This window comes from Streptomyces musisoli, assembly GCF_016741855.1.
GTDB lineage: Bacteria > Actinomycetota > Actinomycetes > Streptomycetales > Streptomycetaceae > Streptomyces > Streptomyces musisoli.
In genome coordinates this window covers 381,681-405,998 of sequence record NZ_JAERRH010000001.1, presented here as the reverse complement: position 1 = coordinate 405,998, position 24,318 = coordinate 381,681, and the positions used below count along the sequence as shown (strand labels likewise).

The window sequence follows — 24,318 nt, the reverse complement described above, 5'->3', positions numbered from 1 at the left end:
CCGTTGCGGTGGGGGCCCGGTGCCGGTGCGGTGCGGACCCGGTGCGGGACTGGTCCGGGGCCGCCTCTGCTGCGGCCGACGGGCCCCACGGGCCCACGGCAACGGGACCGCGACCCGTGCCGCCCGCATGCCGCCGGTGCGCCCGGCCGGAAAAGCCCACGGCCACGGGACCGCGACCCGTGCCGCCGGACCGCCCGCCCGCCGGTGCGCCCGCCCGCCGGTGCGCGCGGCCGGGAAGCCCACGGCCACGGGACCGCGACCCGTGCCGCCGGCCCGCCCGCCGGTGCGCGCGCCCGCCGGTGCGCGCGGCCGGGAAAATCCGGTGACCGTGGTGCGGTGCGTTCCCTAGACTCGCCACGCACCGCGCGCCGCACGGACATCACGGCGGCGCGCTTCGTCAGCCATTCGTACCGAGGGGAGCCGGGCCGTGCGTGACCGTACCGCCGTCGTCGTTCCCCCCTCCCGGTACGAGGTGATCCTGGTGTCCCCGTCCGTCCGGTGCCCGCTGCGCGGCCGGCACCGGATGCCCGTGACGCCCCGCTGACACCCCGGCAGGCCGCCCGCGACGGGCCCGGCCGACGCCGTACCGTCACGCCCGCCCGGCGCACGGGAGATCGCGCTGCCCTTTCAGCACCGCACCCCGAAAGGCCATGGGCCATGCGCACCGACCTCACCACCACCCTCGCCGCCGTCCGCAACCTCGGCATCCTCGCCCACGTCGACGCCGGCAAGACCACCGTCACCGAGCGGATCCTGTACGCGACGGGCACCACCCACAAGCGCGGCGAGGTGCACGACGGCACCACCGTCACCGACTTCGACCCGCAGCAACGCGACCGCGGCATCACCATCTTCGCCGCCGCGGTCAGCTGCGCCTGGGACGGCCATCGCCTCAACCTCATCGACACCCCCGGCCACGTCGACTTCGCCGACGAGGTCGAGCGGTCGCTGCGTGTCCTCGACGGAGCGGTCGCCGTGTTCGACGCCGTCGCCGGCGTCGAGCCGCAGAGCGAGTCGGTGTGGCGGCAGGCCGACCGGCACGGCGTGCCCAGGATCGCGTTCGTCAACAAGCTGGACCGCGCGGGCGCCGATCTCGACCGGGCCGTCGAATCCATCCGCGACCGGCTCCATCCCGTGCCGCTCGTCGTCCAGTTGCCGATCGGCGCCGAGGACGGCTTCACCGGTGTGGTGGACCTGGTGCGGATGCGGTCCCTGGTGTGGGGCGACGGGGAGGGCACGGCCGTGGCCGGCCCGGTGCCCGAGCAGCTGCGGGAGGAGGCGGTCCGGCGGCGGCGCGCGCTGGAGGAGGCGGTCGCCGAACGGCATCCGGCCGCCCTGGAGGAGTTCTGCGACCGCGAGACCCTCTCCGCCGCGACCCTCACCACGGCCCTGCGCGACCTCACCCGCAGCGGGGACGGCGTGGTCGTGCTGTGCGGCTCCGCCTACCGCAACCGCGGCATCGAACCGCTGCTGGACGCGGTGGTGGCCTACCTGCCGTCGCCGCCGGACGTACCCGCCGTACGCGGTGTCCACGACGGTGCCGAGCAGCGCCGGGCCGCCGATCCGGAAGAGCCGTTCGCGGGACTCGTGTTCAAGGTGAGCGCGAGCGCCACCGGGCGCCTGGCCTACGTGCGCGTCTACTCGGGCACGGTGGAGAAGGGGGACGTCGTGCGGGACCCGGGCAGCGGCCGCACCGAGCGGGTGGCGCGGATCCTGCGGGTCATGGCGGACCGGCACGTCCAGCTGGACCGGGCGGTCGCCGGTGACATCGTCGCGTTCGTCGGCGTGAAGTCGGCCCGGACCGGCACAACCCTGTGCGATCCCGGCGCCCCGCTGCTGCTGGAGCCGCCCGTGGCCGCGGAGCCGGTGGTGTCCGTGGCGGTCGAGGCGCGGCGCGGCACGGACACCGGACGACTCGCGGCGTCCCTCGCCCGGCTCGCCGAGGAGGATCCGTCGCTGGTGGTGCGCACCGATGCCGAGACGGGACAGACCGTCCTGTCCGGCATGGGCGAACTCCACCTGGAGGTCGCGGTGGAGAAGATCCGACGCGACGGCGGGCCGGAGGTCACCGTGGGCCGTCCGAGGGTCGCCCACCGGGAGACCGTCGTCGGCGGGGTGCGCGGCTTCGTGTACCGGCACGTCAAACAGGACGGCGGGGCGGGGCAGTTCGCGCATGTCGTCCTCGACGTGGAACCGCTGGGTCCCGCATCGGGCGTCACCGGCTTCGAGTTCCGGTCCGCCGTTGTCGGCGGGCGGGTGCCGCAGGAGTACGTGCGCGCGGTGGAGGCCGGGTGCCGGGACGCCCTCGCCGAGGGGCCGCTCGCCGGGCATCCGGTGACCGGGCTGCGGGTCACGCTCACCGACGGCTCCACGCATGTGAAGGACTCCTCCGACACGGCCTTCCGCACCGCCGGCCGGCTGGGCCTGCGCGACGCCCTGCGGGCGTGTACGGCGGCGCTGCTCGAACCGGTCGCCGAGGTCACGGTGACCGTGCCGGACGACGCGGTCGGCGGGGTCCTCGGGGATCTGGCCGCCCGGCGCGGCCGGGTCGCCGGCTCGGAGACCCGGGGCGGCGCAGCCGTACTGACCGCGACCGTGCCGCTGGCCGAACTGTTCGGCTACGCGACCCGGTTGCGCGGCCGCACCCAGGGCCGGGGGACCTTCACCACCCGACCCGCGGGCTACGCCCCGGCCCCGGCACCGGCCCGGTAGGGCGCAGGGCCGCCGCGGCGGCGCCCGTCCGGTGAGGCGTACGGCCTCCGCGCCGGCACCGGCCCGGCAGGGGACGAGTCGCCTGCGCCGGCCCGCACCACGAGCCACCGGCCCGCACCACGAGCCACCGGCCCGCATCACGAGCCACCGGCCCGTGGTGCGGGCCCGTTTGCGGGCGGCCGGGACGGCGCCGCCACCGTCGCGGGCGGCGCGTCGCAGGGGCTGACCCGGTGCCGCGGAGGGGCTTCCTGCGGCCGGTCCGGACCGGATCGGGCTGTCGAATCCCTTGACGATCGCCCCCTCATGCGGATTAACTCACGTCCTAAATTAAGTCATGAGTGCAATCCCCGAAGGGACACCGGGAGCCATGCGCAGCATCCGAGCCGCGGCCGTAGGCGCCGTCACCCTGTCACTCGCCCTCGCGGCCACGGCCTGCGGAGGGGGATCGTCCACCGGCAGCGGGTCGAACGACTCCCCGAAGACGCTGACGTACTGGGCCTCCAACCAGGGCGCCAGTGTCGCGGTGGACAAGAAGGTCCTCCAGCCCGAGCTCGACAAGTTCGAGAAGAAGACCGGCATCAAGGTGAAGCTGGAGGTGGTGCCCTGGTCGGACCTGCTCAACCGCATCCTGACCGCGACCACCTCGGGCCAGGGCCCGGACGTGCTGAACATCGGCAACACCTGGAGCGCCTCGCTCCAGGCGACCGGCGCGCTGCTGCCGTGGGACGCGAAGAATTTCGCCAGGATCGGCGGCAAGGACCGGTTCGCCGACACCGCGCTCGGCTCGACCGGCGCCGAGGGCAAGGACCCGGCCGCCGTCCCGCTGTACTCGATGGCGTACGCCCTCTACTACAACAAGCAGATCTTCGCCGACGCCGGCATCTCCAAGCCTCCGGCCACCTGGGACGAGCTGATCGCCGACGGCAAGAAGATCCAGGCCAAGGGGAAGACCGCGCTCGGCGCCGAGGGCTCCAACCTGTCCGAGAACATCCACCACGTCTTCGTCTTCGCCAAGCAGCACGGCGCCGACTTCTTCACCGCCGACGGCAAGCCCGACTTCACAAGCCCCAAGGTGGTGGAGGCGGTCAAGAGCTACGTCGACCTGATGGCCAAGGACAAGGTCATCCCGACCGGCGACGCCGAGTACGCGCAGAACCAGTCGGTGAGCGACTTCGCCAAGGGCAAGCAGGCGATGCTGCTGTGGCAGACGGCCGCCGCCAACCTCAAGTCCCAGGGCATGAGCGAGGACGCCTACGGCATCGCGCCCGTCCCGGTGATCTCCGGCACGCCCGGCAGCGGCACCCAGGTCAACTCGGCGGTCATGGGCATCAACATGGCCGTCTTCAAGAACACCGACAACATCGACGGTGCCACGCAGTTCGTGAAGTTCATGACCTCCGACGAGGAACAGAAGATCCTCAACACGGCCTTCAGCACCGTACCGCCGGTCAAGTCCGCGCAACGGGACGCCGCGTTCAGCGCCCCGGCCACCGCGGTCCTGAAGGACACCCTCGCCACCAGCGCGGTCGCCCTGCCGCAGGTCGCGTCCGAGTCGCAGTTCGAGACGGCGGTCGGTACGGCCGTCAAGGACCTGTTCGCCGATGCCGCCGCCGGGCGCGAGGTGACCGCCGACTCGGTCAAGGCGAAGCTCCAGAAGGCCCAGCAGCAGATGCCGGCGGCGTGAGCCCGGACATGACGACCACCGCCTTCAAGGAGCCGGTGCGCCAGGCAGCCCCCGGTACGGCGCGCGAACCCCGCCGCCGCACCGGGCGGCTGCGCCGCGTCTCCCTGCCCTACCTGCTGCTCGTGCCCGCCCTGCTGCTCGAACTCCTCGTCCACCTGGTGCCGATGGCCATCGGCGTCGTGATGAGCTTCAAGGAACTCACCCAGTTCTACATCCGTGACTGGGGCGCCGCCCCCTGGTCCGGCCTCGGCAACTACAAGGTGTCGGTGGACTTCGACGCCCCCGTCGGCGAGGCCCTGCTGCACTCCTTCTTCGTCACCGTCGGCTTCACCCTGCTGTCGGTCGGCCTGTGCTGGCTGATCGGCACCGCCGCCGCGGTCTTCATGCAGGACACCTTCCGCGGCCGCGGCCTGCTCAGGGCGCTCTTCCTGGTGCCGTACGCGCTGCCCGTCTACACGGCCGTCATCACCTGGGTGTTCATGTTCCAGCACGACAACGGCCTGGTGAACCACGTCCTGCACGACCAGCTGCACCTCACCGACAAGCCCTCCTTCTGGCTCATCGGCGACAACAGCTTCTACGCCCTGCTGACCGTCTCGGTGTGGAAGGGCTGGCCGTTCGCCTTCCTCATCGTGATGGCCGGGCTGCAGAACATCCCCCGGGAGCTGTACGAGGCCGCCGCGCTGGACGGCGCCGGGACGTGGCAGCAGATCCGCCGCATCACCCTGCCCTCGCTGCGCCCGGTCAACCAGGTCCTGGTCCTGGTGCTGTTCCTGTGGACGTTCAACGACTTCAACACGCCGTACGTGCTGTTCGGCAAGTCCGCCCCCGAGGCCGCCGACCTCGTCTCCGTCCACATCTACCAGGCGTCCTTCGTGACCTGGAACTTCGGCACCGGCTCGGCCATGTCCGTCCTGCTGCTGCTCTTCCTGCTCGTCGTCACGGGCGCGTACCTGCTGTTCACCTCGCGCGGACGGAGGGCCGCCGATGTCTAGCACCCACTCGCCGACATCCGGCACCCGCTCGCGAATGCCCGGCACCCGCTCGCGAATGCCCGGCACCCGCTCGCCCATGGCGCCGCCGCGGTCGTTCCTGTGGTCCCGGCGGATCTTCCTCACCCTGCTCACCGGGTTCGTGCTGATCCCGGTGTACGTGATGGTCTCCAGCTCGCTGAAGCCGCTCGCCGACGTCACCGGCAAGTTCCGCTGGCTGCCGAGCGGTCTGACCGTCCGCCCGTACATCGACATCTGGTCGACGGTCCCGCTCGCGAAGTACTTCATGAACTCGCTGATCGTGGCCGGCGCGGCGACGATCGCCTCGGTCGTCATCGCCGTGTTCGCGGCCTACGCCGTCAGCCGCTACGAGTTCCGCGGCAAGCGCGTCTTCACGGTGACCGTGCTGTCGACGCAGATGTTCCCCGGCATCCTCTTCCTCCTGCCGCTGTTCCTGATCTACGTCAACATCGGCAACGCCACCGGCATCGCCCTGTTCGGCTCCCGCGGCGGTCTGATCCTCACCTATCTCACGTTCTCGCTGCCGTTCTCCATCTGGATGCTGATCGGCTACTTCGACTCGGTGCCGCGCGACCTGGACGAGGCGGCACTGGTGGACGGCTGCGGTCCGCTCGGCGCCCTGCTCAGGATCGTCGTACCGGCCGCGGTCCCCGGCATCGTCGCGGTCGCCGTCTACGCCTTCATGACCGCGTGGGGCGAGGTGCTCTTCGCGTCCGTCATGACCAACGACACCACCCGCACCCTCGCCGTCGGCCTCCAGGGCTACTCCACCCTCAACGACGTCTACTGGAACCAGATCATGGCCGCCTCGCTGGTCGTCAGCGTGCCCGTGGTGGCCGGCTTCCTGCTGCTCCAGCGCTATCTCGTCGCGGGCCTGACGGCGGGCGCCGTCAAGTGACCACCACCCCTGATCACGAAGGAACCTCCGTGTCCGAACGCATCGACCTCGCCGCCCTCCCGCACGACTTCCTGTGGGGCACGGCCACAGCGGCGTACCAGATCGAGGGAGCCGTGGCCGAGGACGGCCGTTCGCCCTCGATCTGGGACACCTTCTCCCACACCCCGGGGAAGATCGCGAACGGGGACCACGGTGACGTCGCCTGCGACCACTACCACCGCTGGCGCGAGGACATCGGCCTGATGCGGGAACTCGGCGTCAACGGCTACCGGTTGTCCGTGGCCTGGCCCCGGGTGGCGCCCGGCGGCACCGGACCGGTGAACCCCAAGGGGCTCGCCTTCTACGACGAGTTGGTGGACGCCCTGCTGGAGGCGGGCATCACCCCGTCCGTCACGCTCTACCACTGGGACCTGCCGCAGGTGCTCCAGGACCGCGGCGGCTGGCCAAAGCGGGACACCGCCCTGGCGTTCGCCGAGTACGCCGAGGCCGTCGCGGCCCGGCTCGGGGACCGCGTGGGGCTCTGGGCCACCCTCAACGAGCCCTCCTGCTCGGCCTGGATCGGCCACCTGGAAGGCACGATGGCCCCCGGCCTCACCGATCTCACCGCGGCCGTCCGCGCCTCCTGCCACCTGCTGCTCGGCCACGGCCTCGCCACCCAGGCCATCCGGGCCGCCGCCCCCGGCGCGCGGATCGGCATCGTCAACAACCTCTCCACGGTGCACCCGGCCACCGACCGCCCCGAGGACGTGGCGGCGGCCCGCCGGCACGACGGCCATGTCAACCGCTGGTGGCTCGACCCGGTGCACGGCCGCGGCTTCCCCGCCGACATGGTGGAGACCTACGGCGTGGAACTGCCCCTCGGTGACCGGGACCTGGCGGCCATCGCCGCCCCGCTCGACTGGCTCGGCCTGAACTACTACTTCCCGGCGTACATCGCCGACGACCCCGAGGGGCCCGCGCCGTACGCCCGGTCCGTCCGGCGCGAGGGCGTCCCGCGCACCGGCATGGACTGGGAGATCGACGCGTCCGGCATCGAGACGCTGCTGCTCCGGCTCACCGAGGAGTACGGCGCCCGCAAGCTCTACGTCACCGAGAACGGCTCCGCCTTCCCGGACGTGGTGCGCCCCGACGGCAGCGTCGAGGACCCCGAGCGCCAGGACTACCTGGAACGCCACCTGGCGGCCTGCGCCTCGGCCGTACGCAAGGGCGCCCCGCTGGCCGGATACTTCGCCTGGTCCCTGCTGGACAACTTCGAGTGGGCGTACGGATACGACAAGCGGTTCGGTCTGGTCCACGTCGACTACCGGACACAGGTCCGCACGATCAAGGGCAGCGGCCGCCGGTACGCGGACATCGTCCGCGTCCACCGCGGCCAGGGCCGCCGGGCGGCCTGAGCCCAGCTATCGCCCCCAAGGCCCCGGGCCGCCTGAGTCCAGCCCCCGCGGCCAGGGTCGCCGGGCCGCCTGAGCCCAGCCCCCGCGGCCAGGGTCGCCAGGCGGCCTGAGCCCGGCCATCGTCGCCAGGTCGCCAGGTCGCCAGGTCGCCAGGTCGCCAGGTCGTCAGGTCGCCTGAGCCCGGCCCGGACCGGGCCGGTGGACACGTGTGGGAAACCGTGTCCACCGGCCCGCATCACCCTCCCTGTATGTCATGCGCACGACATACACGCAGTGCGCGTCGCAGTCCCCGAGTGCACCTCCACCCCACTAGGAGAGCCGCATGCCTTCCCGTGTCTCCCATGTCTGTCGTGTCTCCCGTTTCTCACGTGTCTCCAGGGTTCCCCGCACCCTGCTCGCCGCCCTCGCCGCCACCGCCCTGCTGTCCGCGGGACCGGTCCTGGCCGCTCCGGCCACCGCCGCCCCCGCCGCCACCGGCTGGGACACCGACCGCGCTGCCGCCGCCTACGCGGTGAACCCGGCCGCCGTCACCGCCTCCGGCAGCGAGAACGCCGGCACCGCCCCCGGCCTCGCCCTCGACGGCAACGGCGCCACCCGCTGGTCCAGCGACTTCGCCGACGACGCCTGGATCCGCGTCGACCTCGGCTCCGTGATCCGGGTCGACCGGGTCGTCCTGGACTGGGAGGCTGCCTACGGCAAGCGCTACGTCCTGGAGGTCTCGAAGAACGGCACCGACTGGACGCCCTTCTACACCGAGACCGCCGGCACCGGCGGCTCGGTCACCGCGCACACCTATCCGCAGGAGGTCACCGGCCGCTACGTCCGCCTGCGCGGCCTGGAACGCGCCACGCCCTACGGCTACTCGCTGTGGAGCCTCAAGGTCTACGGCGGCGAGCCCGCCCCCGCGTCCACCACCCGCACCAACCTCGCGCTGAACCACCCGGCGTACTCCGACCACTACCAGCACGCGGGCAACTCACCGGCGTTCGTCACCGACGGCGGCTGGCCGGCCGACCTGAAGGCCGACACCACCCGCTGGTCGAGCGACTGGAACGCCGACCGGTGGGTGTCGGTGGACCTCGGCGCGCAGTCGACGATCGACACGGTCGACCTGTACTGGGAGTCCGCGTACGCGGTCGACTACCTCCTCCAGGTCTCGGACGACAACCGCACCTGGCGCACGGTCCACGAACCGTCCGCCGCCGAGATCGCCGCCCGCCGCGCCGACGTGAAGTCCCCCTCCGACGCGACGGGCCTGCACGACACCGTCAGACTGCCGACGCCCGCGACCGGCCGCTACGTCCGCATGCTCGGCAAGGAACGCCGCTCCTTCTACAACCCGGCACCCGCGACGGCACAGTTCGGCTACTCCCTCTACGAGTTCCAGGTCTGGGGCACGGGCGGCTCCGCAGCCGCCGCCTACCCGGCACTGCCGGCCGACCAGCCGGGCGGCTACCGCACCACGTTCTTCGACGACTTCACCGGCGCGGCCCTCGACCGCTCCAAGTGGCGGGTGGTGCGCACCGGAACGGAGATGGGCCCGGTCAACGGCGAATCCCAGGCGTACGTCGACTCCACCGACAACATCGCCACCCGGAACGGCAGCCTGCTGCTGAAGGCGAAGTACTGCAAGGGCTGCACGAAGGCGGGCGGCGGCAGCTACGACTTCACGTCGGGCCGTATCGACACCAACACCCACTTCGACTTCACGTACGGCAAGGTCAGCGCCCGCATGAAGCTGCCGGTGGGCGACGGCTTCTGGCCCGCCTTCTGGCTGCTGGGCAGCAACGTCGACGACCCGTCGGTCTCCTGGCCGGCGTCCGGCGAGACCGACATCATGGAGAACATCGGCTACCCCGACTGGACCAGCACCGCCCTGCACGGCCCCGGCTACTCGGCGGACGGCAACATCGGCGCCCGCCAGACCTACCCGAACGGCGGCACCGCCGACCAGTGGCACACCTACGCGGTCGAGTGGTCCCCCACGGCGATGCGCTTCTTCGTCGACGACCGCCTGGTCCAGGAGACGACCCGCAACAAGCTGGAGTCCACCCGCGGCCAGTGGGTCTACGACCACGACCAGTACGTCATCCTCAACCTCGCCCTCGGCGGCGCCTACCCGGCCGGCTGGAACAAGGTCACCACCCCCTACTGGGGCCTGCCGCAGTCCAGCGTGGACCGGATCGCGGGCGGGGGAGTGCAGGCGGAGGTGGACTGGGTGCGGGTGGAACAGAAGGGCTGACGGACGTGACCCGGGGCGGCGGGCGGGCGGCCCACGAGGCACCGCCCCGCCCTCGGCCCGCCCCGGGGCTCTCCATGCGCCGCTGCCGCTGTCGCTGCCCTCCGCTGTCGCTGCTGTCCGCTATCGCTGTCCGCTGCCGTCCGCTGTCGCTGTCGCCGTCCGCTGCCCTCCCCTGCGGCTGCCGTCCGCTGTCGAGGGCCGTCGTGCGGCGACGGGTCGTCCGGCCGTACCTACGGCTACGCGCTCGACGGCAGGTGGCCTTCACCACTATTGCCCCATTTGGGTCAGGTGAATGCGTATAAATGATGCGAAGGGGTGGTTGTGTTCCCCGCGCAACCATCTGTAGACACTCAGCGACCAAGGGCAGGAGAAGCGTTTGATCACGGCCCGCAAACGACAGGCCAGGCTGGCCGCCGCGGCCGGCGTACTCGGCGGCGTGCTCGCGGTTACGGCCCTCGGTGGCACCGCCGGCGCCGCCACCGGCGGCAATGACGCCACGAGCCGAACGCCTGCTCCAGTGGATCAGTCGGCCGCCCAGGACGCCTCCGACGCCCGCGTGACGATCACGCCCGGACAGGGCGCCCGCAATGTCGGGACCGACGAACCCGTCGGGGTCACCGTCGGTAACGGACAGCTCACCAGGGTCACCATGACCGCCGTCGCGACCGGCGCCGAGATTCCGGGCACCCTGTCCGCGGACGGCACGTCGTGGCAGCCGGACAGTCCGCTGAAGCGGGCCACCACGTACCAGATCGCCGCGGAGGCCCAGGACGCCAAGGGCCGACCCGCGACCGAGAACGCCACGATCGCCACGGTCTCCCCGGCCGGCGACTTCATCGGGCACCTCTCTCCCCAGGACGGCTCGACCGTCGGCGTGGGCATGCCGGTGACGGTCACCTTCGACAAGGCGGTCATCGACAAGGCCGCCGTGCAGTCTCAGATCCGGGTCAGCTCCAGCAGCGGCCAGCCCGTCGTCGGCCACTGGCTGGGCGACGGCCGCCTGGACTTCCGCCCCGAGACGTACTGGGAGCCCGGCTCCACCGTCACCGTCAGGCAGAACCTCGACGGTGTCCAGAAGACGGTCACGTTCAAGATCGGCCGGAGCCAGATCAGCACGGTCGACGCCAAGACGAAGCGGATGACCGTCGTACGGAACGGCAAGAAGATCAAGACCATTCCGATCTCGTCCGGCAGCCCCGAGCACCCGACGTACAACGGCCAGATGGTCATCTCCGAGAAGTACCGGCACATCCGTATGAACGCCGCGAGCGTCAACATCACGGAGAAGGACGGCAAGCCCTCGTACAACATCGCGGCCGTACCGCACGCCATGCGCCTGTCCGACTCGGGCACGTTCATCCACGGCAACTACTGGGGCGCCGCCTCGGTCTTCGGCAAGGCCAACACCAGCCACGGCTGCGTGGGGCTGAAGGACGTCAAGGGCGGCGGCGACGCCAAGCAGCCCGCCGCGTGGTTCTTCGACCATTCGATGATCGGTGACGTCGTGATCGTCAAGAACTCCGACGACAAGACCACGCTGGCCCCGGACAACGGCCTCAGCGACTGGAACATGCCGTGGAGCGAGTGGGTCGCGGGCAGCGCGGCCAACTGATGCGAGGCTCCGTTCCACGCACCTGAACATGAACCCCTCCCGCCAGGCGGCGGCCGACACCATGCCGGCCGCCGCCTGCGCGCGACCCCGGAGCCGGACCGGTGACGAGGGGCTCGACGGAAGGTGAGTGAGGCGGTCGGCCGCGACGCCGCCCCGGTAGCCGCCAACATCATGGCCGCGCCCGCCGGGTAATCTCTGTCTCATCGTCATCGCGGCCCGACGGGCTTCCGCTCCACCTCGGTGGAGTCTCGAAGGACATGCCCCCACCCGCACGAGTCTCTTCGTGCTGCCTGGGGGAAGTCCTTGCTGTTCCGAGCGTCCGCGGAAACGGTCGCCGTCATGGCACTCGACGGTTCGCTTTTCCTGCACCTCACCGACCAGTTCGCCCACATGCACGGCTACCGCCCTGGCCACTCGGAGGTACGTTCCTGGGAGCGCAGCATCCCCGTCCTGGCCGCCGCGCTCAACGACGCGGGCCTGGGCGAGGTCGAGGTCATGCTGGAGTACGCGCTTCCGCTGAACAGCAAGCGTGCCGACGTGGTACTCGCCGGTGTGCACCCCGTCACCGGGGAGCCGTCGTACGTCGTGGTGGAGCTGAAGCAATGGAGCCAGGTCCTGCCCGACGAGGACGATCCCACGTTGTGCCACGTCGAGCGCTACGGCCACCCGGTCCTCAACCCCATCGAGCAGGTACACCGGTACTGTGACTACCTGGTCAACTTCAACGGAGCGGTGGCCGAACACGGGCACCGGGTCAACGGGGTGGCGTTCCTGCACAATGCCACGGAGTTCGGTGTCGCCGGCCTGCGGGAGATCGAGCGTGACGGCCGCGGACTGCTCTTCACAGGGCAACGGCGTGGCGAGTTCCTCGACCATCTCCGTTCGAGGCTGAGCGACAGGCATCCCGGGGCCAGGGCCGCGGACGAACTCCTCGCGGGCGCCACGGTGCCGTCGAAGCAGCTGATGTCCGTGGCCGCCGAGGAGGTGCGGGAGCGTCGGCAGTTCGTGCTTCTCGACGAGCAACAGGTCGCCTACCGCATGGTGCTCAACGCGGTGGAGAAGGCCAAGCGCGCCGACCGCAAGGAAGTCGTCGTCGTCACCGGCGGCCCTGGCACCGGCAAGAGCGTGATCGCTCTCCAACTGCTGGGCGAGCTGTACCGGCGCGGGATGCCGGCCCTGCACGCCACCGGCTCGCAGTCGTTCACCAAGACGATGAGGAAGGTCGCCGGAACCCGGAAGCGGGAGGTGCAGGACCTGTTCAAGTACTTCAACAGCTTCATGACCGCCGAGAAGAACAGCCTGGATGCCCTGATCTGCGACGAGGCCCACCGCATCAGGGAGACCTCGGCCAACCGCTACACGTGTGCCGAGCACCGGACCGGCAGGGCCCAGATCGACGAACTCATCGACGTCGCCCATGTGCCCGTCTTCCTCCTCGACGAGCACCAGGTGGTGCGGCCGGGCGAGATGGGGACCGTGGCCGACATCAAGGCGGCAGCGGCCAAGCGGGACATCCCCTGCCATGTCGTGCCGCTGGACAGCCAGTTCCGCTGCGGCGGCAGCGACGCCTACCTGCGCTGGGTCGTCCGGCTCCTCGGCCTCGAACCGGGTGGGCCGGTCGTCTGGGAACCCGACGATCGCATGCAATTGCTGGTCGCCGACAGCCCTCAGGAGATGGAGGCGTTCCTCGAAGCCCGGCGCGCCAGGGGCTACGGCGCCCGCATGTCCGCCGGTTACTGCTGGCGCTGGTCTCCGGAGCCCAAGCCCGGCGCTCCGCTCCCGCTCGACGTCGTCATCGGTGACTGGGCCCGCCCCTGGAACCTGCGCGGCGAACGCTCCGTCTCCGGCGCGCCTCCGGCCGCCCTGTGGGCCACCGACGCGGCCGGCTTCGGTCAGGTCGGCTGTGTCTACACCGCCCAGGGCTTCGAGTACGACTGGTCCGGCGTCATCATCGGCCCCGACCTGCTCTGGCGCGACGGCCGCTGGATCACGGACCGCTCCGCGTCCAAGGACCCGGTGTTCAAGAAAGCGACCTCGGACGCCGACGTGGACCGTCTGATCCGCAACACCTACAAGGTGCTAATGACCCGGGGCATGATCGGCACGATCGTGTATTCGACGGATCCGGAGACGCGGCAGCGGCTGCGGGAACTGGCGGGCGGCCGACTGGAGCAGCGGGCTTCGACCGCTTGACAGGCAGCGGCCCTCGTCACGCGCACGATCCGGCCATGATGGCCGCGCTTCGAGTCGATCACGGTGTCACCGCCGTCGGTTGGACAGCACCCACCCTAGGATCCCGAGTACTGATAGCGGCCCGACGGGCTTCCCCACGAGGACACGCCCCCACCCGCACGAGTCACTCGTGCCTTGGGGGACCCACCTCGTGTCCATGCTCCTGCTGCGGCTGGCAGCGCGGGATCTGCTGACCCTGAACTCCAGGCGCCGTATGGTGCCCCACCTGGCCGCAAGATGGCGGCACTTCCGAGGCGCCGACGCCTCGTTGTCGGAACGGTCCGCGTGGGCCGAGAGTCTCGTGCACCTCGCAGGGGACCTGGTCGCGGCCGGTCGTGGAAACGTGGAGATGATCGTCGAGTGCGCCGCCACCCTCGACGAGGCCGACCGCCCCGGTGCCCCCAGGCTCATCGATGTCGTCCTCGTGGGCCATCACCCGGAAGACAAGGGGCTGTCCGTTCAGCTGGTCGAGCTGAAGCGCTGGTCGATGGTGACCAGGGTGGAACGGGCCACCGCGGACCTGGTGCACGTACCGGGCATGGGCAGGAAGAAGCACCCCGCCCTGCAACTGCGCGAGTACTACGAGGCGTTCACCGGCGCCCGGGGACCTCTGAACGGTCTGGACTTCGAGTGCGGTGGCTTCGCCTACCTGCACAACGCCTCCGATGCCGCCGTCCGGCCTCTGATCGACGTGGACGCTCCGACCGGCGCCTACGCGGGTGTCTACACGAACGACCGGCGTGAGCAGCTGAGCTCCGACCTTCGCAAGCACTTCGCCGGCGAAGGAGGTGCCTCCGCCGCTGAGTTACTGCTGCAGAACATGGGTCTGCGCAACACTCCGTTGCTCGACGCCATGATCCGCTCCCGCGGAGAGGACACGGTCTTCATCCTGCGCGGCCGGCAGAAGAGGGTTGCCGAGCAGATCCTGGACACGGCCTCGAAGGTCCTCCCGGATCCCCGGCGTCCTGCCCTCGTGCCGGACGAGCGACGCGTGGTCTTCCTGGTCACCGGGGGCGCCGGTACGGGCAAGAGCGCCATCGGCCTCCAGATCAAGGCGGAACTCGAGGTCGGCGGTCACACGGTCAAGTACGCCAGCGGCAGCAGGGCGTTCAACGGCGCGATCCAGGAGCACGTCGGCTACGGGGACCGGGAGTTCAAAGAGAGCTTCACCTACTTCAGCAACTTCGTCACCCCACCGGATCCACCGCTGGACGTGCTGATCTGCGACGAGGCGCACCGCCTGCGGGAACGGACGACCAACCGGTTCTGGAAGCCCGAGCAGCAGGGCACCAAGCCCCAGGTCGACGAGCTCCTCGACGCGTCCCGCCTCACCGTGTTCTTCCTCGACGAGTGCCAGACCGTGCGACCGAACGAGGTCGGCACGACTGATCTGATCAAGGATGCGGCGCAGCGGTACGGTGCAACGCTCGTCCGGTACGGACTCCGGGAACAGTTCCGTTGCGGCGGCAGCGACGCCTACATCCGTTGGGCGCGCGCCGTGCTCGGAGTGACGGACGAGGAGCCGGAGCAGTGGACGCCGGACGGACTGATGCATGTCGAGGTGGCGGACAGTCCTGAGGAACTCGAACGGATCATCCGCACCGAAGCGCTCGCCGGAGCGTCCGCCCGGCTCGTCGCGGGCTACTGCTGGCCGTGGACGAAGCCGCTCGGAAAGGAGAGACGGCTGGAGAACGACGTACGGATCGGTGACTGGCACAGACCGTGGAACGCCGACAGCGACGCGTTCTGTGAGAACGGGGCGCCACCGTGCAAGATCTGGTCCGTACACGAGAAGGGCCTCGATCAGATCGGCTGCGTGTACACGGCCCAGGGCCTCGAGTGGGACTGGTGCGGCGTGATCATGGGGGATGACATGGTGCGCCGGGACGGCCGTTGGGTGTTCCGCCGGGGCAAGGAACGGAAGGACCCGGAGACCGGCGTCAAGCGCGTCGCCGTCCCGGGCTCGTTCGACCCCAAGGTGCGGGCCGGCAGCGTCGACGACCAGGAGTTCGCCCGGCTGATCCGCCACGCCTACCACGTACTGGTGACGCGGGCGAGCCGTGCGACGGTGCTCTACTCCACCGACGAGGAGACCCGGAGCTATCTGGAGGACCTGGTCGGCGAGGTTCAGGTGCACGGGCTGCGGCCCACTTGGGAGAACCTGCCGCAAGAAGCGCGCGTACCGCATCAGCCCCGGCCCCGCCGAGGGCGGCGGTCCCGCACGAGGCGCCAGGGCTCGGGTCCGCAGTCGTCCGAACTGCACCTGTTCTGACGCCTGGGGCCTACATGGGAGTGGCGGGCTCTCCGGGCCCGCCACCTGCCTGGATCAGAAGACCAGGCGCGCTGCCGCAGTCAGGGCCGCCACCACGAGCTGGGTGGCGACACCCGCGGCGACGTCGACCAGGATCTCGCGAAGCCGGGTACGACGTGCAGGCTTGTACTCAACGGGGTTCACAGGTGTCCACTCCTCGGCGTGAGCTGGGAATGGCAGGGATCGCCCTACCGGGCATCCGCAGTCACACCGCGTGCGTCACGCAGTGGAAACCACTCGTCAGTCACGACCCCCGACCGACACACGAGCACCGTCGACGTACCCTCCGGGAAGGTGCGCAGCGGGGGCAACGGTAGTGCACCCACCGATTCGACGGTCCTCATTTTCGGCCACGCTCGGAGTGCGGTCGCGCGAGAACCTGCTTCGCTTCGTCGGCTGCGACAGGCACCCGTCAGTCGCACGGCCCGGCCGCCGGTTGAGCCGAGCGGTGTCGGCTGTACCACAGCCTGCGCGGGAGACCCTCCACTGGCGCGGGCGCCTTCAGCGTGTGGCCAGCTCCAGTACCTGCAGCTCGGGTGCCGGCTCTTCGACGGTCGTCCGGGAGTTCCGCCACAGCCACAGCACATCGCGGCCGAAGGACCACAGCAGGGAGCCCAGGGCCAGGAGTGTGATCGTCAGGTTCGCCGGGGTGGGCAGCAGTTGCGCGCCCGCGACGAGCAGGCAGACGCCCTGGATCGCGGCGACCGTCTTGCGGGCGAAGGACGGCGGCAGCGGAGCGGTCAGCCAGGGCGCGACCCGGGCCGCGGCGACGAACGCGTAGCGCATGCCGCCGATGAGGAGGACCCACGGGCCGAGCTGCGTGGACACGTACACGCTGAGCACCAGGATCAGGAACGCGTCGACCTCCATGTCGAAGCGGGCGCCGAGCGCCGACGAGGTTCCGGTGCGGCGGGCGACCTTGCCGTCCACCCCGTCCAGCAGCAGGGCCACCGCGGTCAGGGCGACCAGGAGCGTCACCGGCGGCGCGCTCCGGAAGGAGTCGGCGACCAGGGCGGTCACCCCGCCGACGAGGGTCGCCCGGCCGAGCGTGACCCGGTTCGCGGGGCCGAAGGAGCGCAGCCGGGAGCGGTGCAGGGCGCGGGAGAGGACCGCCCACGTGGCGAACGCGAAGGCGAGCCCCGTCAGCCAGCCGACCGGCCCCATGCCGATCACCGAGCCGAGCAGGGCCAGCAGCAGGATCTGCACACCCGCTCCCACAGCGGTCTCCTGCTGGAGCCTCGCCTCGTACGTGTTGTTCAGGGCCACCGCACACCCTCCGGCCGAGTGACAGAGTCGATCAACGCCGCGTACTGTGCGCGGCCTGTGCACATCTCGGTACGTGAACAACTTCCCGATCGTTCAGGAGGATGCCGATGAACCGGTCGGCCCGCGCGTTCTGGCTCCGCTCGCCCGGCCACGGAGAGCTGCGCGACGTCACCCTCGCGGCACCCGCCGAGGACGAGGTCCTGGTGCGCGCCCTGTACTCCGCGGTCAGCCGGGGAACGGAGACGCTCGTCTTCCGCGGCGCGGTGCCCGAGAGCCAACACACCGTGATGCGGGCGCCGTTCCAGGAAGGCGACTTCCCGGGCCCGGTCAAGTACGGGTACCTCAGCGTCGGCGTGGTGGAGGAGGGTCCGGCAGCCCTGCTCGGCCGTACGGTCTTCTGCCTGTATCCGCATCAGAGCCGTTACGTCGTTCCGGTGAGCGCCGTCACCGTGGTGCCCGAGCGGGTGCCCGCCGAGCGGGCCGTGCTCGCCGGGACCGTCGAGACCGCGGTGAACGCCCTGTGGGACGCGTCGCCGCTGATCGGCGACCGGATCGCGGTGATCGGCGGCGGCATGGTCGGCTGCGCGGTCGCCGCGCTGCTCGCCCGCTTCCCGGGCGTCCGGCTCCAGTTGGTCGACGCCGACCCCGCCCGGGCGAAGACCGCCGAGGCGCTCGGCGTCGACTTCGCCGCCCCCGCCGACGCCCTCGGCGAGTGCGACCTCGTCGTGCACGCCAGCGCCAGCGAGGCGGGCCTCGCCCGGGCCCTGGAGCTGCTCGCCCCGGAGGGCACGGTCGTGGAGATGAGCTGGTACGGCGACCGGAGCGTGGCCCTGCCGCTCGGCGAGGCGTTCCACTCCCGCCGGCTCACCGTGCGCAGCAGCCAGGTCGGCACCGTCTCCCCGGCCGCCCGCGCCGGCCGCGGCTACGCCGACCGGATGGCGCTCGCCCTGGACCTGCTCGCCGACCCCGCCCTGGACGCGCTCATCACCGGGGAGAGCGCCTTCGAGGAACTCCCCTCCGTCCTGCCCAGGCTGGCGTCCGGCGAGATTCCCGCCCTGTGCCACCGGGTCCGGTACCCGGCGACCGGCCTGACCTGAGAAAAGAGTGAGAGAGGACTGAACAAGGGGAAGCGAAGAGCCGTACTACACGGCATCCCCCGGCGGGCAAGGGCGGGGGACCAGACGCGCCGCACCTGGAGGGTCGTCCGTTGTTCAGCATCACCGTCCGCGATCACATCATGATCGCTCACAGCTTCCGCGGCGAGGTGTTCGGGCCCGCGCAGCGACTGCACGGCGCCACGTTCCTCGTGGACGCGACGTTCCGCCGCGAACAGCTGGACGAGGACAACATCGTGGTCGACATCGGTCTGGCCACGCAGGAGCTGGGCGCCATCACCGCCGAGCTGAACTACCGCAACCTCGACGACGAACCCGAGTTCGCCGGCATCAACACCTCCACCGAGTTCCTGGCGAAGGTGATCGCCGACCGGCTCGCGGAACGCGTCCACAAGGGCGCCCTCGGGGAGGGCGCCAAGGGCCTGGCGGGCATGACGGTCACCCTGCACGAGTCGCACATCGCCTGGGCGAGTTACGAGCGTGACCTGTGACCGACCTGACCGTGGAGCGGGCCCGCCTCGCGTACGTGCCCGTGCAGCCCATCGCCGCCGAGACCGCCGGAATCACCCCCATGTCCCTGCGCACCGTGCACTTCGTGATGCCGGGCGGTGTCGACGACCCGGCCGCGCCCAGCGGCGGCAACGCCTACGACCGCCGGATCTGCCTCGACCTGCCCGGCTTCGGCTGGCAGGTCACCCGGCACGCCGTACCCGGCGGCTGGCCGCGCCCGGACGGCGCCGCCCGCGAAGGGCTCGCCCGCACGCTCAGGGACCTGCCGGACGACGCGGTCGTCCTCCTCGACGGCATCGTCGCCTGCGGCGTCCCGGAGATCGTCGTCCCCGAGGCCGGACGGCTGCGCCTCGCGGTCCTCGTCCACCTGCCGCTCGGCGACGAGAGGGGCCTGGACCCGGCCGTCGCCGCCGACCTGGACACCCGCGAGCGGACGGTGCTGCGCGCGGTCCCCGCGGTGATCGCCACCAGCGACTGGGCGGTGCGCCGGCTCGTCTCGCACCACGGGCTCGCCCCCGACCGGGTGCACGTGGCCGCCCCCGGGGCCGACATCGCGCCCCTCGCGCCCGGCACCGACGGGGTCTCCCGGCTGCTGTGCGTGGCCGCCGTGACCCCGCGCAAGGGGCAGCACCGGCTGGTGGAGGCGCTCGCGGCGGTCCGGGACCTGCCCTGGGTCTGCGAGTGCGTCGGCGGCCTCGGCCACGACCCCGGGTACGTGGCCCATCTGAGGGAGCTGATCGCCCGGTACGGCCTCGCCGACCGGCTGCACCTGACCGGCCCGCGCTCCGGCGCCGCGCTCGACGCCGCCTACGCGGCGGCCGACCTGATGGTGCTCACCTCGTACGCCGAGACCTACGGCATGGCGGTCACCGAGGCACTCGCCCGCGGCATCCCGGTTCTCGCCACCGACGTCGGCGGCCTGCCCGAGGCGGTCGGCCGCGCGCCGGACGGCGGGGTGCCCGGCATCCTCGTCCCACCGGAGGACCCCGCCGCGCTCGCCGCCGAACTGCGCGGCTGGTTCAACGAACCCGACGTACGCCGCCGCCTCAAGGCCGCGGCCCGGAGCCGCCGCGCCGCGCTGGACGGCTGGGCGACCACGGCGCGCAGCCTGGCGACGGTACTCCAGCGGCTGCCGGAACCCCGGAGGGCGGCATGAACGAGACGAGTCTGGAGGCCGCGCTCCGGTCGGGCGGGCTGGTCCCGGCCCAGCCCGGCCCGAGTGAGGGGGAGTCCGTGCGGAACACCGTGAGCGCGGTAAGCGAGGAGGTGCCGGCCGTGGACGTCGTGGACATGAGCGTGGATACGGGGGACTCGGACGCACGGTCCGGTGCGGCCGGCTCCGCCGGGGCGGGGGAGCGGAGCGGTGGCCCGAAGACCACGGCCGGCGCCGACACCACCGCCGACGGGGCCGCCGGTGCCGTCACCGACGGGGCCGCCGCCGGCGCCGCGGCCGAGGGGGGTGCCTCCGCGGCCGGTACCGGTGCTGTCGCTGCTGCGGTGGCCGGCGCTGGCTCTAACGCCGACGCTAACGCCGACGCCGACGCCGACGCCGACGCCGACGCCGACGCCGACGCCGACGCCGACCCCGACGCGCCGGCCGCGCTCGCTCCGCTCGGCGCCGGTGCGGATTCCGCCGCGGCCGGTTCCGCCGTACCGGTGATCGCCGGTGCCGGACCCGTGACCCGACCCGGTGAACGGGCCACCGTGCGGCTGCGGGACGGCGGCCCCGAGGAGTCACCGCGGTACGCGCCCGAGTGGCTGCAACTGCGGGAGGGCGCCGACGCTACGGCCCGCGCGCAGGATCTGCTCGACCCGCTGCGGATCCGGCTGGCCAACCTCCCCGGCCGGCCGGGCGGGCTGGTCGTGCACGACCTGGGCTGCGGCACCGGCTCGATGGGCCGCTGGCTCGCACCCCGTCTCGACGGCGCCCAGCACTGGGTCCTGCACGACCGCGACCCCTACCTGCTGCACTTCGCCGCCGTGGCCTCCCCGCGCTCCGCCGCCGACGGCAGCCGCGTGACGGTGGAGGCGCGGCGCGGTGACGTCTCCCGGCTCACCCCGGACGCACTGGCCGGGGCGTCCCTGGTCACCGCGTCCGCACTGCTCGACGTGCTCACCCGCGAGGAGGTCGAGACCCTGGCGGACGCCTGTGCGGGAGCCGGCTGCCCGGCCCTGCTCACCCTGTCCGTCGCGGGGCGCGTCGAACTCACCCCGGAAGACCCGCTGGACGCCGAGATCACCGAGGCGTTCAACGCCCACCAGCGGCGCACCGGGCTGCTCGGCCCGGACGCGGCCACCGTGGCCTGCGAGGCGTTCTCCGAGCGCGGGGCGACGGTCCGCCTGCACCCGAGCCCGTGGCGGCTCGGCCCCGAGCAGGCCGCGCTGACCGAGCAGTGGCTGCGCGGCTGGGTGGGTGCGGCCGTCGAGCAGCGACCGGAGCTGAGCGGCCCCGCCGAGCGGTACCTGAGCGCACGGCTCGCCGCCTGCGCGGCCGGCACGCTACGGGTCACCGTCCACCACACCGACCTGCTGGCCCTGCCCGGACCGAGGGGCGGAGCGGCGTGACCACGAGGGCGGCGACAGCCGCGACGAGAGCGGAGCCGGGCCCCGCGCCCGTGCCGGGCGTCGGTGCGCCCCCCGCCGCCGGTGCCGCGCAGCCCTCCACCACCCGGCGCCCGAACTCCCGTGCCCTGCGCACCCACCTCGGCACGATCGCCGGTGTCGTCATCCTCGCCGCCCTGCTGTGGCGGCTCGGTACCGGGGTGCTGCTCGACGGGCTGCGGCGGATCGACACCGTGACGGTGCTGGCCGCGCTGGGAATCGGCGCGGTCACCACGGTGTTCAGCGCGTGGCGCTGGCAGCTGGTGGCCCGCGGACTCAGACTGCGGCTGCCCCTGGGCCCGGCCGTCGCCGACTACTACCGCGCGCTCTTCCTGAACGCGGCCCTGCCCGGCGGGATCCTCGGCGATGTGCACCGCGCGGTCCGGCACGGGCAGAGCGCCGGTGACGTCCGGCGCGGGGTGAAGGCGGTCGTCCTGGAGCGGGTCGCGGGGCAGATCGCGCTGACCGTGGCCGGGGCGGTCCTGCTGCTGACGCTGCCGTCCCCGGTGCGCGCCCAGGCCCGCGGCTTCGCGCCGCTGGTGGCGCTGGCCGCGGCGGGGGCGCTCGCCGTCGTACTCGCCGTGCGGATGAACCGCCCGCCGGCCCGCCGGGACGGCGCACTGCGCCAGGCGCTCGGCGAGGCCCGCCGGGGTCTGGCGTCCCGGCAGAGCGGACCCGGAGTCGCGCTGTCCTCCGTGGTCGTCCTGGCCGGGCACCTGGCCACGTTCGTCGTGGCGGCCCGGGTCGCCGGCTCGGCCGCCCCGGTGGCGGTGCTGCTGCCGCTCGCCGTGCTCGCCCTGGTGGCCATGGGCCTGCCGCTGAACGTCGGCGGCTTCGGCCCCCGTGAGGGCGTCACCGCCTGGGCGTTCGGCGCGGCCGGGCTCGGCGCGGACACCGGGGTCGCGGTCGCCGTCGTCTACGGCGTCCTGAGCCTCGTGGCGAGCCTGCCCGGCGCCGCGGTCCTCATCGGGCGCTGGTACGGGACCCTGCGCAGCGCATCCCCCACACCGCCCCCCGCACCCGTCCCCCACCCGGCACCCGGCGACGGCGTCACCCTGCCGGCCGCACCCGCCCCCCACCGGCCGGCCGGCGACCAACTGCCGCCCACCCCCCACCCGTCGGCCGGCGACCGCCTGCCGGCCGGGGCCGCCCCCACGGGCCCCGGCCGTGCGGGTGGTCCGGGCTATTTCGCTTCCGCCGCCGAGGTGAGCAGCGCGAAATACGGCTCGAAGGATTCCGCCAGGCTCGCCAGCAGTCCCTTCCCCTTTTCCGCCGAACCCAGGGAAGGACGGCCGATGACGCCCGATTCGGTATAGGCGGACATTCCCACGGTGAGCAGATGCCGGCGATCGTCGGCGACGAAATCAGCGGACTCGTTACCAGGGCGGACGAATTCGGGGTGAGCGTGCAGCAGAATCGAGGTCTCGATTTCTCCCGCGTGCATGTCGGTGAGCAGCGAGGTGACCACCCCGGCCCGTACCCGCGCGGCCTCCCAGTCCTCCGCCGCCGGGAACAGCGCCATCCGCTCGCCGCGCGCGGACGCCTCTTGGACGACGTTGCCCAGCACGTAGTTGCCGCCGTGCCCGTTGACCACGACCAGCGCGTCGACGCCCGAGCGGCGCAGCGACGCCGCGATGTCCGAGACCACCGCGTGGAGGGTCACGGCGGAGATGCTCACGGTCCCCGGCCAGGCCGCGTGCTCGTGCGAGCAGGAGACCGTCAGCGGAGGAAGGAGGTGCACCGGGTACGCGGCGGCGATCTCCCGCGCCACGGCGCAGGCGACCAGCGTGTCGGTGGCCAGCGGAAGATACGCACCGTGCTGTTCGAAGCTCCCGACGGGAAGGACGGCAACCTGTGCTGAAACGCCCGCCCCCCGCATCCGTACGTCTTCCGTGGTGTCCGTCGGCATCACGCCGTTCGCCACTCCGTATGCCGCCACCCGCGCGCCCGAACCACTCATCTCTTCACGGCCTTTCGTCTCTGTTTAGGAATCAGATCATGACAGAAAACACCGGCGTCAACATCGGCGTACTCGGCAAGAAGTCCCCGCGGCGCTCGGGCGCGGAACGCGTCGTGAATGCACCGCTGCCCACCGTGTACGGGAAATTCCAGGCGATCGGCTACCTGGACCACGACCGCGGTGACGAGCAAGTGGCCCTGGTGTACGGCGAGATCGCCACCGAGAACGTGCTCGTCCGGCTGCACTCGGAGTGCCTGACCGGGGACGCGTTCGGCTCCCGGCACTGCGAGTGCGGCGACCAGCTGGAGGCCGCCATGCGGGCGGTGGTCACCGAAGGCAGCGGCATCGTCGTCTACTTGAGGGGACACGAGGGCCGCGGCATCGGACTCCTCGCCAAGCTGCGCGCGATGGCCCTCCAGGCGGAGGGCCTGGACACGGTGGAGGCGAACCTCGCGCTGGGCCTGCCGGTCGACGCCCGCGACTACGGCGTCGCCGCCGAGATCCTGCGCGACCTCGGGGTGCGCTCGGTCCGGCTGATGTCCAACAACCCGCGCAAGCGGGAAGCGCTGGTCCGGCACGGCGTCCAGGTCGCCGAACAGGTGCCGCTGCTGATCGAGCCCTGCGAGAGCAACATCACGTACCTGCGGACCAAGCGGGAGCGGATGGACCACCACCTGCCGCATCTGGACGCCGTCGCCCACGGCTCCTGACACCGGATCCCCGGTTCGGCGGGCGGCCGGGTGGACAGGATCAGAGGACGATCCGGTC

At 71.9% G+C, this 24,318-nt stretch carries 17 protein-coding genes and 1 pseudogene; 15 read left to right on the top strand and 3 right to left on the bottom strand.

All coding sequences use genetic code 11. The features are described 5' to 3' along the window. The first annotated feature begins 657 nt into the window (after nt 1-657). The 9 genes from fusA (at nt 658) to JK361_RS01525 (ending at nt 16,059) form a co-directional block, all read left to right on the top strand. Nucleotides 658-2,712, top strand: coding sequence for an elongation factor G (gene fusA / locus JK361_RS01565; protein WP_201813766.1), 2,055 nt, complete (start codon nt 658-660; stop codon nt 2,710-2,712). A 367-nt stretch (nt 2,713-3,079) separates the two neighbouring features. Next, nucleotides 3,080-4,396, top strand: coding sequence for an ABC transporter substrate-binding protein (locus JK361_RS01560; RefSeq protein WP_201813765.1), 1,317 nt, complete (start codon nt 3,080-3,082; stop codon nt 4,394-4,396). Nucleotides 4,397-4,404: 8 nt separating this feature from the next. Continuing rightward, a complete protein-coding gene (locus JK361_RS01555) occupies nt 4,405-5,391 on the top strand; it encodes a carbohydrate ABC transporter permease (RefSeq protein WP_201813764.1) in 987 nt (328 codons plus the stop codon). A 76-nt stretch (nt 5,392-5,467) separates the two neighbouring features. Beyond that, a complete protein-coding gene (locus JK361_RS01550) occupies nt 5,468-6,307 on the top strand; it encodes a carbohydrate ABC transporter permease (protein WP_201814227.1) in 840 nt (279 codons plus the stop codon). Between the two features lie 29 nt (nt 6,308-6,336). Next, the gene (locus JK361_RS01545) at nt 6,337-7,701 is read left to right on the top strand and encodes a GH1 family beta-glucosidase (protein ID WP_201813763.1); all 1,365 of its coding nucleotides are present in this window, start codon (nt 6,337-6,339) and stop codon (nt 7,699-7,701) included. A 322-nt stretch (nt 7,702-8,023) separates the two neighbouring features. Further along, nucleotides 8,024-9,943, top strand: coding sequence for a discoidin domain-containing protein (locus JK361_RS01540; RefSeq protein WP_201813762.1), 1,920 nt, complete (start codon nt 8,024-8,026; stop codon nt 9,941-9,943). A 379-nt stretch (nt 9,944-10,322) separates the two neighbouring features. Then, entirely contained in the window at nt 10,323-11,555 is a 1,233-nt protein-coding gene (locus JK361_RS01535; RefSeq protein ID WP_201814226.1) for a L,D-transpeptidase, read from the top strand. 303 nt (nt 11,556-11,858) lie between these two features. Continuing rightward, nucleotides 11,859-13,748 (top strand): DUF2075 domain-containing protein, encoded by a 1,890-nt coding sequence (locus tag JK361_RS01530; RefSeq protein ID WP_201813761.1) that lies wholly within the window; start codon nt 11,859-11,861, stop codon nt 13,746-13,748. A 196-nt stretch (nt 13,749-13,944) separates the two neighbouring features. Next, nucleotides 13,945-16,059, top strand: coding sequence for a DUF2075 domain-containing protein (locus tag JK361_RS01525; protein ID WP_236052398.1), 2,115 nt, complete (start codon nt 13,945-13,947; stop codon nt 16,057-16,059). A 54-nt stretch (nt 16,060-16,113) separates the two neighbouring features. On the opposite strand, the gene JK361_RS40905 is transcribed toward JK361_RS01525, so the two are convergent. After that, on the bottom strand, nt 16,114-16,242 hold the full coding sequence (locus tag JK361_RS40905) for a DUF6408 family protein (protein ID WP_307787109.1): 129 nt from the start codon (nt 16,240-16,242) through the stop codon (nt 16,114-16,116). Between the two features lie 357 nt (nt 16,243-16,599). Beyond that, nucleotides 16,600-17,364: a CDP-alcohol phosphatidyltransferase family protein gene (locus JK361_RS01520; RefSeq protein WP_201813759.1), complete on the bottom strand. Its 765-nt coding sequence runs from the start codon at nt 17,362-17,364 to the stop codon at nt 16,600-16,602. 107 nt (nt 17,365-17,471) lie between these two features. Between JK361_RS01520 and JK361_RS01515 the strand changes: the two genes are divergently transcribed. The 5 genes from JK361_RS01515 to JK361_RS01495 all read left to right on the top strand — a co-directional run bounded on the left by JK361_RS01515 (nt 17,472) and on the right by JK361_RS01495 (nt 22,906). Beyond that, the gene (locus JK361_RS01515) at nt 17,472-18,461 is read left to right on the top strand and encodes a zinc-dependent alcohol dehydrogenase (RefSeq protein WP_201813758.1); all 990 of its coding nucleotides are present in this window, start codon (nt 17,472-17,474) and stop codon (nt 18,459-18,461) included. Between the two features lie 110 nt (nt 18,462-18,571). Further along, on the top strand, nt 18,572-18,970 hold the full coding sequence (locus JK361_RS01510; protein ID WP_201813757.1) for a 6-pyruvoyl trahydropterin synthase family protein: 399 nt from the start codon (nt 18,572-18,574) through the stop codon (nt 18,968-18,970). Then, nucleotides 18,967-20,145 carry a glycosyltransferase family 4 protein gene (locus JK361_RS01505; RefSeq protein WP_201813756.1) on the top strand — a complete coding sequence of 393 codons (1,179 nt, stop codon included), beginning with the start codon at nt 18,967-18,969 and terminating at the stop codon, nt 20,143-20,145. The genes JK361_RS01510 and JK361_RS01505 overlap by 4 nt, the downstream gene beginning before the upstream one ends. Nucleotides 20,146-20,645: 500 nt before the next feature. Then, nucleotides 20,646-21,554, top strand: coding sequence for a class I SAM-dependent methyltransferase (locus JK361_RS42310; RefSeq protein ID WP_201814225.1), 909 nt, complete (start codon nt 20,646-20,648; stop codon nt 21,552-21,554). A gap of 50 nt (nt 21,555-21,604) precedes the next feature. Then, complete coding sequence (locus JK361_RS01495; protein WP_372448677.1) at nt 21,605-22,906, top strand: lysylphosphatidylglycerol synthase transmembrane domain-containing protein; 1,302 nt, start codon at nt 21,605-21,607, stop codon at nt 22,904-22,906. Here JK361_RS01495 and JK361_RS01490 read toward each other — a convergent pair. Next, a pseudogene (locus tag JK361_RS01490) lies at nt 22,789-23,550 on the bottom strand (creatininase family protein); the annotation flags it as partial. The gene JK361_RS01495 and the pseudogene JK361_RS01490 overlap by 118 nt on opposite strands. A gap of 38 nt (nt 23,551-23,588) precedes the next feature. Here JK361_RS01490 and ribA point away from each other — a divergent pair. Further along, a complete protein-coding gene (gene ribA, locus JK361_RS01485; RefSeq protein WP_201813754.1) occupies nt 23,589-24,260 on the top strand; it encodes a GTP cyclohydrolase II in 672 nt (223 codons plus the stop codon). Nucleotides 24,261-24,318: the final 58 nt, after the last annotated feature.